This window comes from Abyssisolibacter sp. ZYX002, from assembly GCF_056892235.1.
Genome location: NZ_JARMXH010000001.1, coordinates 1296996 through 1312783 on the forward strand (window position 1 = coordinate 1296996; position 15788 = coordinate 1312783).

Genomic DNA, 15788 nt, shown 5'->3' on the forward strand with positions numbered 1-15788 from the left:
TTATCTTATTGACAAAATAAATATATCAACAATATTGATATTCATTATCAATTATAGTTTATAAATATGGTAAAGTCAATATTTATTACATATTTTTAAATGAAAATTTTTAGGATGTCTAATCAGACATCCTAAAGGATTGTTTAACTAATATTTAGTGCTATGTTTTCTATAGTTTTATAGTTTAGTAGATCATCTATTGATACATCTACTCCTGTTATTCTATTTATTTCTTCTATCATTTTCATTAGAGTTATGGAATCTCCCCCTAGTGTAAAGAAATCTTCGTCTATTCCTATTGGTGTCATTTCAAATAAGTTCTCCCAAATCTCTACTAGCTCTTTCTGCAATTTTGTAATTGGTTTTTTATAATTTTTATCCTTTGAATCTTCTATTTTTATTGAAGGCAAGTTTTTCTTATCTACCTTACCATTTACCGTTCTTGGCAACTCATCTAGCATCACTATGTGAGCTGGTACCATATAATCTGGTAGTTTTTTGTTTAAGTAGTCTTTTATATTTTCATCTTTTGTATTACCTTTAGTTACTACATACCCTATTAACTGCTTGTTTTCTTTTGACATTAGCACTACAGCTTCTTTTATATCGTTGTTTTTGCTCAGTACTGTCTCTATCTCTCCTAACTCAACTCTATAACCCCTTATCTTTACTTGATTATCTGCTCTACCTAAGAATTCTATATAACCATCTTTGTTGTAAACACCTATATCTCCTGTTCTGTAAATCATACCAAGCTGTGGGTGGTTTATGAAAGCTTTTTTAGTTTTCTCTTCGTCATTGTTGTAGCCTTTTGCAAGACCCACTCCTCCAATGTAAATATCGCCTTTTACTCCTGCACTGCATAATTCTTTTTCATAATTTAGCACATACATAGCTTGGTTTTTAAGTGGCATACCATAAGGTATACTGCTCCATTCATCTCTTATTTCTTTTATAGGGTAGTATATTGACCATATTGATCCCTCTGTAGCCCCACCTAAGCTAGTCGTAAAGGAGTTAGGAAATTTATCTTTTATATTTGCTGGTAACTCAACTGGTATCCAATCTCCACTTAGCATTACTTCTCTTAGTGTAGTGATTTTTTCTATATTTCTTTTTTCCATATAGCTAGTCAGCATCGTCATTATTATAGGGACTGTATTCCATATTGTAACTCCTTCGTCTTTAATAACTCTTAGTATCTCACCACTATCTCTTGGATCTTTTATTATAGCAAGTTTTGCCCCTGTGCTGAGTGCTCCAAATATATCATATACCGATAAATCAAAACATACTGAGGATATACCTATTATACAATCGTCTTGTGACAAGCTTATCTTTTCATTTATATCTTCTATTGTATTACATACAGCTTTGTGTTCTATCATGACACCTTTTGGTTTTCCTGTACTACCAGAAGTATATATGATATATGCCATTGAGTCAGGGTCATATTTTACATTGACTTTATCATTATTGTACTTATCTAATGTTAAACATGAATATATCTCTAAATCTAGATACATTTCACAAGAGCTATCTCTTAAAATATACTCTATTCTATCTTTTGGATATTTGGGGTCTATCGGCACATATATGCCCCCTGCTTTTAATATACCAAGGATAGATATGATAGTTTCTGGTCTTCTAAATCCAATAACACCCACTCTAGCTTTTTCACTTATACCGTTATCAAGTATATATCTAGCTACTTGATTTGATTTTTTATCTATATCTTCATACGTATATTTTTCCCCTTCGAACGCAATGGCTATAGCTTTTGGTGTTTTGGCTACCTGCTTTATAAACATTTCATGCATAGTTAATGGTTTAGCAGACTTTATTATATGATTGTATTTGTTCCAAAGTTCCAGACTATCAGTTTTGATATCAGTTAGCATTTCTTTTTCATTGTTGGCTTTTGATATCATTTCTAAAAATTGACCAAACATTTGTGAAATCATATCACTGTCAAATAGCTCGTCTACATAATCCCATGATATATGGAGCTCTCCTTCTAACTCCATTACTTGACAATCCAAAAATACCTGTGGTGTCTGAGAAACTGCATATTTTATTTTTCCTATTCTATTAAAATAGTTCACTTTTGTATCAAACAACATGCTGGTAAAAACTACTGGCAATACTGCTTTCCCTATACTTTGTGTTTGTCTAGATAGTTCTCTTATAACTTCTACTCCATCAAACGCTATGTTATCTACTCCGCTTAATATATTCTCTTGTGTATCTTTAGCACAATCAATGAAATCCTTACTATCTAAGTTAACATTAAGAGGTATTAACTTTGTAAAATCTCCTACTATTTCGTCAACTTGTTCGTTAAAATCTAGTCTCTGAAATACTGTAAGATTAAGTATCAATTCTGCTTGATTGCTCCATATCGAAAGTAGTTTGCTAAATATTGTACACAAAGTTGCCGATGGAGATATTCTTTTTTTCTTTACATAATCCTTTACTCTTTTCCATACATCTGATTTAATTACTCCGCTCTTTCTTTTAAGTGAATAATCTTTAAGCGATGACAGCTTTTGTTTCATCGGTAGCTTAGGGTACTCTGAAAAACTCTTTATTTTTTCTAACCAATATTCTTTTGCCTTTATATATTCACTACTATCTTTAAGTTTTTCCAAGCTACGTGTATATTCTCCAAATGAATATCTCAATTGTTCACTATCAAATTTATTATCCAGTAACTCTGATAGTTCCTTTATAATAATATGAAAACTGGCTCCATCACATATCATTAAATTCATACTTATAAATAATATACCTTTATCATTCTCTGTCTTGGCAAACTCAAAAGTAAATAATGGCCATTTGTCATATGTGTATCTTTTATGTGATAGTTTTTGTCTTATTCTATCAACTGCTTCTTGTTTTTCTATTTCATCTTTTTCTGATACATCAGTCAACTTAACTTTGTAATATGGTACTTGTCTTGTTACTTCTTGCATTCCATTTGTAAGGAACACTGTTTTTAATATGTCATGCCTCTTTATTAATTCATTGATGCTATGTTCTATTAGATTGGTATCATATTTTGTTTCTATTTCTAAATAGTAATGAGCATCGTATTTTCCAAGTTCGAATCCTTCATTTCTTCCATTGAGATAAGCTCTTTGTATCTCTGATTGTGGATACTGCTCTTTTTCTAAAGTACACTTTTCTATTCCCATCTCCACTGCGTGAAGTATCATGTTATCTTGAGACAAATTATACAATTTTAAAACTTCATCAAAATTCATATCTCCTATAGAGCAACTTCCTAAGCCTTTCATCTGACCAACAAGTGCTAATTGATATGCCATAAATCCTGTATCTATGAGAGCATTAAAATTCCCCATTCCTCCATACACTGGCATATTGCATTTAGTGTCATATACGAAAAACACTGAAAATGCTGATGAATCAAATATATCTCTATTACTATAAAAATGTACATTTGATGGTAAATCCACTTGATTATTTATTAACTTTAACCCATTTTCATGTGAGTTGTATAGATACATGCCTTGATTTATTCCTTCTATTCTATTCTTTTTAACATGCACATATACATCTATCGCATATAATCCTCCTGAGCTTGGATAGTAGCATCTACGCTGATCTTTGTCGTCTTTCTGTCTAAAACTTGATAGCACATCGCAAAACACTGAATATGAGACTTTGGTGTTTTTATCAAATTCTCTAATAGACCTTCTTTTTTCCATATAATCAGGATACTCTTCGCTTTGATTTAACATTATAAGGTCTTTATTATTCTTATTATGTCTTAATGACATTTCCTCTTTGTACTTGTAATATTCATCACTACCGTACTCTATTCTACGTCCGCCAATACTACTATATCTTTCGTCCTGTATATCAAATAATTGCTTTAATGTAAGTAGGTTGTTTGTTTTATTAATTATCACTTGATCGTTTTTTTGTAATAACTCTGAAAGTTTTCGGGCTGTTCCTTTTTTGATTATAGCGTTTATTGATATCTTTTCTTTAAATTCCTTTTTTATTTTTTGTACTATTTTCTGCGCTGATAATGAATCTCCTCCTAGCTCAAAAAAATCATCATCAATGCCTAAATCATCTATATCTAATACTTCTTTCCAGATCTTAATTATTCTTTGTTGTATATCACTATTGGGAAGCTTTGTTTCCCTTTTCTTTATAGATGTTTTAGGTAATTTATCTCTTGCTATTTTTCCGTTTTCACTAAGTGGTATTTCCTTTATGCATACATATTGGTTAGGAATCATGTATTCTGGTAAGAAATTCATTAATGCTCCTTTTATTGCCTTATCACTTTCTTCCTCTCCTGTATAATATGCTATAATCTTCTTTGAATCATCAAGTATAACTATTGATTCTTTGATGAAAGATAGCTTGTTCAAATTTAGCTCTATCTCAAAAAGTTCAATCCTGTGACCTCTTACTTTTACTTGACTGTCTTTTCTTCCCAAAAATGTAACATATCCTTCTCTTGAGAATACTCCGTAATCACCAGTTCTATATATTCGTCCAAATTTTTCTGTATCAATAAAAGCTTCTCTGCTTTTTTGTTTGTTTCCAATATATCTCTTTGCCACACCTTTTCCACCTATATATATTTCTCCTGCAACACCATATGGGCAAAGCTGTAACTCACTATTTAGTATATATATGTTTTGGTTAGCTAGTGGATATCCATAAGGTATACTCTTCCACTCTAGTTTTACCTCTTTTATAGGATAATATATCGACCATATTGATCCTTCTGTTGCGCCACCAAGACTGTAAATTTCAGCATTTGGAAAAGAATTTTTAATCTTTTGTGGTAATTTTAAATCAATCCAATCTCCACTTAACAGTATTTTTTTAAGATTTCTGTTTATATACCCTATCTCTACTCCTTCTAAAAAGAGTTCCATTATAGCTGGTACTGTATTCCAAACACTAGATTTAGTAGAATCTAGCACAGTTTGTATGTGACTCGTATCTCTTTGATCTTTGACAATTGCAAGGCATCCACCTGCTATAATAGTTCCAAATATATCATATACTGATAAATCAAAATTAAGTGCGGATATTCCTATTATCTTATCTTTGCTATCTATAGAAAATCTATCGTTTATATCTAATAGTGTGTTTACCACTGCTTCATGTGTGATTTCTACACCTTTTGGAACACCTGTACTTCCTGATGTATATATGATATATGCTGAATCTTCTTTATTACACTCTTTTTTTATATTAAAGAGTGGTGTTTTACTCTTAGCATCATCAAAAACTTTAATCGAGTTAATCAATAGTTTTGATTTTGAATTATTCATAATAAACTGTATTCTGTCTTGTGGGTAATCCATTGGAACAGGGATATACACCGCTCCTATTACAACTACTGCTATTAGCACAGATATTGATTCAATGCTTTTATTTGCACGTACCGTTATATAATCACCCTTCTTTATGCCCATAGCGTCAAGTTGAGATGATATACGATATATACTGTCTTTGAGTTCTTCATATGTGATGTATTTGCCATTATCATACATGGCATTTTTATGTCTATATTTATCTAGTGCCTCTATTATTAAACAATCAAGAGTTTGAGCTTGTTTAAAAGATACTTTAGTATTGTTATAATCTACAAAAGCTTTACTTGATGATATTTTTACATCTGAGATATCTTTGTTTATTATATTCTTTATACTCTCAATATAATAAGTAAACATATCCTTTAGTATGTCTAGGTTAAAGCATTTCTCTAAATAATCCCACCTTATAACAAAACCTTTTTTGAGTTTTATTATTTGGTTGTCTAAATAAACCTGAGAAGTCTGTGATTGTCCATACAGTATTTCACCTAGACTCATAAAATCTATACCTTCTTCAAAAAGCATACTTGTAAAAACTACTGGCATCTGACTCTCTGCATGCTCTGCTCTATGTCTTGAAAGTTCACGAATCACCTCTGTTCCTTCAAATGAATTATGATCTAGATATTCGTACAGCTTTTCTCTTATTTTTTTAACATTGCTTAGGATATCATTTTTATAATCTGATGATTTATAATCAAATAATACCGAAGAAGTAAAATCACCTATTATTTTATGTGAATCTTTTATTTTGTGTCTATCAAATATAGTAATATTTATTGTCAAATCTTGATTTTCACTCCACCTTGAGAGTGTTTTCATATACAAGAAGCATAACAGTGAACTAACAGTAACTCCATTTTCACGTGTGAAATTTTCTAGTTTATCATATTCATCAGCTGTAAAATCATGTTTTATTCTGCTATAAATGTTTTCATTGTTTTCTATGTTATGCTTTAATGGAAGCTTTGGAGACTCAGGTATGTCTTTAATTTTATTTATCCAATATTCTTTATCTCTGTTATACTTCCTACTTGTTTTCTCATTCATAATACAATCAATATAATCTTTATAGCTAGTTGTTACTGGCTCTAGTTCTTCTTCATTATAAAGCTTTAAAAAGTCGTTTATCAAAATTTTTATACTCATACCGTCTACTATCAACATATCTATGTCTATTATAAGTATATTGTTATTATCAACTTTCACATTTGTTGCTTTAAATAGTGGCCACTTTTCTGGATCTGTTATATTTTTTTGACTTTCTTCTCTCATTGTTTTAATGAAATCATCAGCTCTATCTTTGGTTATGCTCAACATTTCTAGACTATATTTACCTACTTGATTTATCGTAAGAACCTTTTGCTTACTATCAATAAATACGGTTCTGAGCATTTCATGTCTTTCTATCAATTTATTCATACATTTCTCAAGTCTTTCTATATCCATATCATGCTGTATTTCTGCATAAAAATGAGTTGAATTAAATCCTCCACAAAACTCCTGCTCTCTCCCTATATAATAAGCTTCTTGTATTTTAGTAAGTGGCATCATCTGGTTTATAATCTGTTTATTTGTTATGTTTGATTTCTCTATATACTTCTTTTCATTTTTTATTTTACTACATATTCTATCTACCAAATCTTTTATTGTACTACATTTTGCTATATCTAACATCTCTATCTCTATATCAAACTGTTTGTTTATCTTAGCTATCTTCTGAAACATATTTATAGAATCTTCCATTATATTAAAAATAGACATGTTTACTTCAAGCTTATCATCAAATATACCTTCTAGCTTTTTGAGTACAATATCTTTATTTTCATATGAATTAGTTATTTTTTGCTTATACCATTTAAGTAACGATGGTTTGTTGATTTTACCAGTTCTAGTAGTTTTCAGCTTGTCCATAAATACTACCTCTTTGACCAATATAGATGTATCTTTCAGTATAAATTGCCTGATTTCATTTTTAATTTCTTCATACTTTTCTTTATCTACATCCATTTCTATAAATACATATATATTTGCTTTTCCTTCGCTAGCTATATGTTCGCCACATACTGCATTTCTAACTTTAAATCTCTCTTTGATCGCATGTTCTATATCCATTAAAAATATGTTTTTACCATTTACAAATACCATGTCTTTTTTTCTTCCTACAATATATAAATTTCCATCTACTGTAAATCCTATATCTCCTGTATTAATCCATTCATTGTAAAATAATTCACTATCATCTCTTCCTAGATACCCTTTACAAAGTGAAAAACCTCCAACTTGTATATTACCTATTTGATATTCTTCTAATTCATTATACTCATTATCAACGATTCTAAGTGTAACTCCTTTTATAGCTGGTCCAATACTTGTTAAATCTTCTTTAAGGTGATTGATGTCTTCAACATCAAAATCTATTTTTGAAACTACTCTTTCAAAATTAACTGGTTTATCTTCTAAAATAGAAGTATTCAAAGTGCACAAAAGAGTCGCTTCAGTTAACCCGTATGCTGGATAAATGACATCCTGCTTAAGTTTAAATCTGTCCATTTGTTTAACAAAGCCATCAATGATACCTTTTGAAACAGGCTCACTGCCGTTTATTATAACTCTAACATTTGATAAATCCCATATATCATGTTCATCAATCATTTTGGTTAAATATCCAAATGCAAAATTTGGGCCTATGGTGACAGTTGCTTTCACTCTTTCTAATTCATCAAACCAACTTTTTGGACTTTTTAAGAATTCACTTGTTTCTAAGAAAGTTGTATCACTATCATTGTAAAGAGGTATCATCAAGTAAAATAATCCACTAACATGCGTTAATGGCATCCATGTCATCCAAATGTCGTCTGTATCACTATTAATTGCATCACTAAACCCTTTTAGATTGTTCAAAAACCCCCTGTGAGTAAGCATTATACCTTTAGGACTTGACGTAGTACCAGAAGAATACTGTACTATTACTACATCTTCATCACTAACATTTTCATCTATTTGTATATTGTATCTTTTTTTGTCTGTCCACTTTAAATTAAAATCTTGTTCATTTAAAGTTATTGTCTTTAAATCATTATTTTCATCATATAATTTGATATATTCATTTCCATCCGTATCTGTTAGTATCACAGCACTAGGTACTTCTGATTTTATTTTTTTTAATCTACCAAACTGTTCAATATTATTGCTTATAGGTACTGCCATAGGAATAGCTCTCATGTAGAATAGTGTTAATACAGCTATTAAATAGTGCTTACTTGAATTCATCTGAAGTATGACATAATCGTTTGGTTTTATTCCATTTTCATATAACAAGGTAGCAAGTGCTGTGATTCTTTCTTCAAGCTGTTTATATGTGAGTTTTGTTACTTGGTTTTTGTCTTTTACCTCTATTGTACTCTTATTGTATCGAAAGCAATTAATAAGCAATTTTTGTACATCCACTTTGTTTACCCCCTTTACGGTTATGTGTCCATATCAATCTTTTGCCAGTCATCTTTATATATTAACTTTTCTACTAGATTTATATATTCTTCAAACATATTTTTTATTTGTGTGTTACTAAACGCCTCAACTACATAATCCCATGCTAGGGCAATTGTGCCGTTAATATCATACACTTGATGATCTAATGCCACTTGAGGAGTTTGACTTATCGCGTAGATTTCTTTAAATCCTTCTGGATAATAAGTTTTTTTATCTAGTTTTCCTTGTAAAATACTCGTAAAAACTACTGGCATCACTGCTTTTCCGGGTTTGTTTCTTGAAAGTTCCTGTATCAATTTCACTCCATTATAATATCTATATTTTACAAGTTGCCAAATCTGCTTTTGGATATTATTAACTTCATCTAAAAACGTATTGGAATCATCATATTTGTACGATGCTAATCCTACATTAGTGAAATCTCCAAGTACTTGATGCACTTCTTTATTCATTGGAACTCGTTTAAATAACGTAAGATTTACAGTAATATCCCTCTCTTCGCTTAATGTAGACAACAATTTCATGTATGCCGTAAGCAAGACGGCTGACGGAGTAAATCTGTTCTCTTTACATTTTTTTAAAAATACTTGAGATTCGGTTTTGCTTAAATCATGTTTTATCCTATCAAAATGCGGTTTATCTATATTTATTAATTCACGTTTGTATTTAAGCTTTGGTGAATCAGGAATATGAGGCAATATGTTGCCCCAATATTCCTTAGCTTCTTTGTTATTACTATTATTATTTAACCACTCTTCTTCATTTTTGACATATTCTTTGAATGTAAAAGATGGTCTATTAACCTGTTCTCCATAGTAAACTTTAAATATCTCATCTAGCATTATTCCTGCACTCCACCCATCTAGTATCATGCAATCAAAGCTAAGATGTAATATAAAGTAATCCTCTATCGTTTTACTAACAACTACGTCAAACATAGGCCACCCGCCTATTTCATAAGTATGATGTGACCATTTATTTCTAATTTCTTTTAGCTCTTGATCATCTACTTTTTCTGCAAACAAAACCTTTACTTTTTCTGTAGGATTTATAACCTTTTGAGTACTGTCACTGTATATTATTGTTCTCAATATCTCATGGTTATCTACTATCATATTTATAGCATTCTCTAGTTTATCTATATCTATATGCTCTAGTCTATACTCACCATAGTAATGTGCTCCTAGATTTCCTAGCTCATACTCTTTTTTTCGTCCTATCAAGTATGCGTGTTGTATCGGCGTCAATTTGCATGTGTTATTTTTCGTTTCTTTTAGATACTGTATTATTTCACTTTTGTTTTGTCTAAGAAAATTGATTACCTCTTGCGTCATCTTCCCTTCTTGCGCTTTATATTTTAATTTCTCACCTTCTACCCATAGCTTAATTCCATCTCTTAGGCATTTATCTAACATCTCCATATCAAAACCTACGCTTCTTTGCTTTTTAATGCTTCATTTATATGTTTTGCTACTATCAGAGAATTTGCTTTATCTTCTATGCATGTATAGTGATTTCCTTCTATTTCTATGATACTTAAATCTCCTAGGCACATTTCTTTCCAGTTTTCTAATAACTTATGCTTGTATTTAAATAAGCCCTCCACCTCTTTTGCGTAAAGAAATCTTATATCTCCTACATATGCATCTGGAAGATAATTCATAGCTCTATAGCTCTGCTTAAACGTTTTATACATTCTCTGTATTACATTCAAATCTGCTTTATTTCCTGTTTTACGCTCGCTTATTTTTATATATTTCTTAAAACGCTCTTTTTTATCTAGTGAGGATAATTTACTAATTGCTTCACTTATCTTTATTCTCTCATTATTACCTTTTAGGTTACTGAGTGCATCTTTCATGATTATATTATTATTTGCTTTAAGAAGCTCTGCAATAGCTTCATCATATTCCAATTCATTTTCTATACCTATATCTTTTATTGATACATTCATTGTATCTGCAAACAACAACTCCATCATTATTTCATCATTGATTTCGTACGGTACTGTTTGACTATCTATAATAACTAAATCTTTTATGTCTATTCCGTTTTCAATTAATCTTTTTGCAACCTCTACTGCAACCAATCCACCTAAACTATATCCTACTAGTTGCATGTTTTCACTTTCTGTCTCTAACAATAATTTAGTATAATCATCTGCAAGATTGTCTATTATGCTAGCTGCGTCCATTTCGCAATATTTATCAATGTCTTCTATACCAATTCCAATAACTTGTCCCTTTTGTTGTTTTGCAAGCTCTGGTATAAGATGACGGAAGCTATTTAGCATCCCGAAGGCACCATGGAATACAACCCTGAGTGTATCTGTTTTACCTTCTGAGTATTTTCTTATAACTGCATTATGAGTTTTTTCATCTTCTCCTTTTGCTACAGCAACTTCATCTTTTGCATTGTTACCAATAGCACTATTTTTTATGAATTTAGAAAGCTGTGCAATTGTAGGATGGTTTAACATATGTCTTAAAACTGTATCAAATGGAATATCTTTTGCTATACTACTTCTAACCTGTGTTGATACCTCTGCTAAACTTAGAGAATCTGCCCCAAAGTCATAAAAGTTTTGGTTTTTACCTACGAAATCTACTTTAAACACTTTACCTACTATTTTTGATAGCTCTTTATCCATTTCATCCATTTCGTTATTCTCAGTATCAGAACCTAACACTGTTTCCTGCTTACTAACAATTAAATTCTGTACTTGTTTTCTATCTATTTTCCCATTTGAAGTAATTGGTAATTTATCAACAAGTTGTATTGAAATTGGTATCATATATTCTGGTAAAGCCTTCTCTAAATGTTCTTTTATCTCATTTTCCCTAACTTTTTGCTTGTCTACTTTAAACTGCTTTATAAATAGATTTAATCCCATTCTAGAGAGTCTATCTTCATTAGAAGGTATAACTTTCAATGAATCTTCTGATGTTCGTCTATTTAGTAACTTTATCCAGTCATCTAATTCAATAAATGCAACATCTTTTCTGATTTCGTCTTCTGGTCTCATCATCATAAAAGCTTGTGATGCTAATATCCAAGGTTCTTCCTTAACTGGCTCTGTAAATAAGAAATATCCTCCTGGTGCTAATAGTTCTTCTATCCTGTCCATACTTACAGCTATATCTTTAGCATTTTCTAAGACATACGCTCCTATTACTATATCAAAACTATTTGGCAAGAAGCCTTGCTCTCTAATATCTCTATCTATATCGAGTGCACTGAATTTAACTTCTTTTAAATGACTAAATCTTTCTTTTGCACTAGGTAGGAAGTATTTTAAAACATCTGTATAATGATACTCAAAGTTATAGCCATTTAGTGCTTCTAATACATGCTTCGCTGTAGCTCCTGTACCTGCACCAACTTCTAGTACTCTTAATGTCTTGTTTGGATTGTTATTAGCTATACGCTTTACAAATTCACAAATACACTTGTTTAAGTAAATAGCCATAGTATTCTTAACATATAAAGCTTCTGTATAATCACGCTTTCCTTCTGGATACAGTAATGCTACTGGATCAACTTCATTTTTCAACAATCCTACTAATTTATCTGTATTACTTTTCACATAGTTAATAAAATCAGTTGTTCCAAAATCGTCCGTCCATACTTCTCTAATGTCTGACCACGCTTTTGAGTAATCTTGCTCTGTTATAAATATTTTTGCTTTATAACTATCAGATTTTTTATCTAAATAACCTTCTTTCTCAAGCTTTACCAACCAGTGTCTTACTAACCAACGATATTTTTCACTAATCTGTTCACAATCCAATATATCGTCAATATTATAGTATCTTTCTTCTGTTAACATGCCTAATTTTTGCAAACCATACAACATAGACATAAGTGCTGCTTTATCTCTTAAATCTAATGTTTTTTCTATATCTTGTTTTAATAGCTTTTTTATTATATTACTAACTTCATCCTCTATATCATTTGTGTCTTTAGAAAATTCACTATACACATACTCTTCCTTAAAATCATCAATACTTTTAACTTCGGCAAATCCGTATAGTTTCTTTTCTTGTCCTATTTTCACATCTTGACTTACACATACTACACTGCGATCAACTGCCTTATGATCCATAATAGCGTTTTCTATTTCACCTAACTCTATCCTATGTCCTCTGATTTTTATTTGGTTGTCACTTCTACCTAAGAATTCTATCTCTCCATTTTCTAAGTATCTTCCTAAGTCTCCTGTTTTGTAAAGCATTTGTCCATCATTAGGATGTGTAAAGAATTTTTCTTTTGTAAGTTTCTCATCGTTATAATAGCCAAGTGCTAATCCCTTACCTGTTATATATAAATCACCTGCTACGAATATAGGACAATCATTCATATTTTTATCTAATATGCGGAACCCTTGATTGTTCAATGGCTTTCCATATGGTATACTAACCCAATTTTCCTCTAAGCATTTATATTCATGATAGTTAGACCATATTGATGCCTCTGTAGCTCCCCCAAGACTTACTATTTTTATATTTGGGACTCTCTCAATCAGTTCATCTGGCATTTGCAGTGGAATCCAATCTCCTGACATCATTGACAATCTAAGGCTAGGCACTGAAATTTTTTCATCTGCTTTTAAATGCATAAGCAGTATCTTCATGAATGCAGGTACACTGTTTATAGTTGTTATGCTGTGTTTATTAATAAGCTCTACCCAATGAGACGCATCTGCATATCTTTCATTTGATGGATATACTATGCTTCCACCTATTGATAACATTCCAAATATATCATATACCGACAGGTCGAAATTAAGTTGTGATAAACCTAATGCTCTATCTTTATCAGTTATGTTAAATCTATTATTTATATCTTCTATAGTATTAAGTGCTGAACTATGAGTAATAACAACTCCTTTTGGTACTCCTGTCGACCCAGATGTGTATATTATATAAGCTGGTGAATCACTACTTATATCTTCTGGTTTGAACTCTTTTTCTGTGGCAGTAACTTCATCTACATTTATAATTTCTATACCTTCATAATCATGGTCACTACCTGATGTTGTTAAAACTATTTTGGCTCCTACATTCTCTATAATTGTATTTCTTCTTTTCTTCGCCTGATTAGCATCAACAGGAACATATACACAACCTGCAAATAATACTGCTAATACTGATACTACTTGGTGCATAGATTTTTCCATAACTATCGCTATATTCTCTTGCTTAAATCCTCGTTGCTTAATTTTTTGTGCAACTTCTATAGCTCTTTTATTTATTTCACTATAAGTATAGCTACCTCTCTCATCTATTACTGCTATTTTTTCTGGATTTTTTGCTACGTTTTCAATAAATTTCGTATACAATAATCCCTCTGGCATTTTTGTTTTTGTATTGTTTACATCCACAAGTAAGTCTGTTTGCCACTTTGGTAATGTAATATGATTATCTACACTCCACTCACTTAGCGAATCTGCTAATTTATTTAGTTTAGTCTCAAATATCGAAAACATATCTCTTATCATGCTTTCATGATAAATACCTTCTCTGTAATCCCAGTTAATCTGTAGTCCGAAGTCTCCATCCATAGCTTGACAATCTATAAAGACCTGAGGAGTTTGACTTATACCTTCTCCTGATATATTACCTTTCATTTTCTCTTTATCGTTATTAATTAAACCTATTGCACTAGTAAATACTATTGGCATTATTGAAGCTTCTCTTCCTTTTTTTCTTGAAATCTCTCTTATCACTTCTATACCAGAAAATAATCTATGATCAAGATCTTCAAATAAACGCATATTTATATCTTTTGCTCTCTCTGAAAAAGCCTTGCTACTATCGTTATTGACTTCTAATAAATTAATAGATGTAAAATCACCTATAACACTTGATATCTCTGGATGTAATGGCATTCGATTTAATACTGTAAGATTTAAGCAAAATCTATTGTTATTACTCCATTTTTCTATGACATCTGCATAAACTGCCAATACTGCTGCAGTAGGAGTAACTCCACTTTTTCGTGCATGATTTTTAAAGTTTGTCCACTTATCTATACCCATGTTTAAAAAACGACGTTTAAATCTAGGTTTATCTTCACTGTTTTTTAATATAGGTAACTTAGGTGCTAATGGAAAACTATCTATTTTACTTAACCAATAATCTCTATCTTTTAAATACCTACTGCTTTCCTTTAACTTTCTTTCTGCTAAAACATAATCACGAAAACGTAATCTAACATCCTCTAGTTTAATATCTAAGCCAAAATATACAGTTTCAAACTGTCTTAATAGCGACCATATACTCGTCCAATCAGCCACTAAGAACTCTATCGAAAAATGCATTGTACTAATGTTTTTTTTCTTTGTGATTGCTACTCCAAACATCGGCCATTTGCCAAGTGGATAAACTCTATGACTCATCTCTTCTTTTAATTTATCAACTTCTTTAGTAGAAGCTCCATCCGCCATATCGTAAAATGGTATTTCTAGAGACGGAACTGTTTCTAATACCTTTTGATAACCATTTTCATACATAACTGCTCTTAGCATATCATGTCTTGCAATTAACTTATCCCATGCTTTTTTTACTTTATTTATTTGTAATTCTTCTTTGTAATCTATCTCCAAATATACATGGCAAGCAACATTTCCATATTTAAAAGTATCCTTTCTTCCAAGTACATAAGCTGATTGTACATCTGTCATAGGAAATTCTTCATATCTTGCCTCTATATTCTCGGTAATCTCTATGTTTTTTATTGTCTTGTTGTTCTTTAAATAGTTAATTATAAGTTCTTTATTTTCTTTTAATTTATTAATGTTTTCTGGAGTTAATACAGTTTGAGGTGCTTTGTATCGCAATTTGCCATCTTCGCTCCATAGTGTAAAACCTAATTTTTCAAAATAGTCCATAATTTTTTTTGATTCATTATTTGTCATTTAAG

3 protein-coding genes are annotated in these 15788 nt (G+C 30.8%); all 3 read right to left on the bottom strand.

The window, feature by feature from the left end:
* Positions 1 to 143 precede the first annotated feature (143 nt).
* Genes P3X86_RS05890 through P3X86_RS05900 form a run of 3 tightly spaced genes read right to left on the bottom strand, consistent with a single transcriptional unit; the run spans position 144 to position 15783 of the window.
* Entirely contained in the window at positions 144 to 8822 is an 8679-nt protein-coding gene (locus tag P3X86_RS05890) for an amino acid adenylation domain-containing protein (RefSeq protein WP_483291703.1), read from the bottom strand.
* A gap of 20 nt (positions 8823 to 8842) precedes the next feature.
* A complete protein-coding gene (locus tag P3X86_RS05895) occupies positions 8843 to 10285 on the bottom strand; it encodes a condensation domain-containing protein (RefSeq protein ID WP_483291704.1) in 1443 nt (480 codons plus the stop codon).
* Positions 10286 to 10293: 8 nt separating this feature from the next.
* Positions 10294 to 15783: an amino acid adenylation domain-containing protein gene (locus tag P3X86_RS05900; RefSeq protein WP_483291705.1), complete on the bottom strand. Its 5490-nt coding sequence runs from the start codon at positions 15781 to 15783 to the stop codon at positions 10294 to 10296.
* Positions 15784 to 15788 lie beyond the last annotated feature (5 nt).

What these genes read in the sequence shown, in the direction of transcription:
- P3X86_RS05895 (WP_483291704.1), bottom strand. Translation starts at nt 10,285, where the DNA reads ATGGAGATGTTAGATAAATGCCTAAGAGATGGAATTAAGCTATGGGTA.
- P3X86_RS05900 (WP_483291705.1), bottom strand. Translation starts at nt 15,783, where the DNA reads ATGACAAATAATGAATCAAAAAAAATTATGGACTATTTTGAAAAATTA.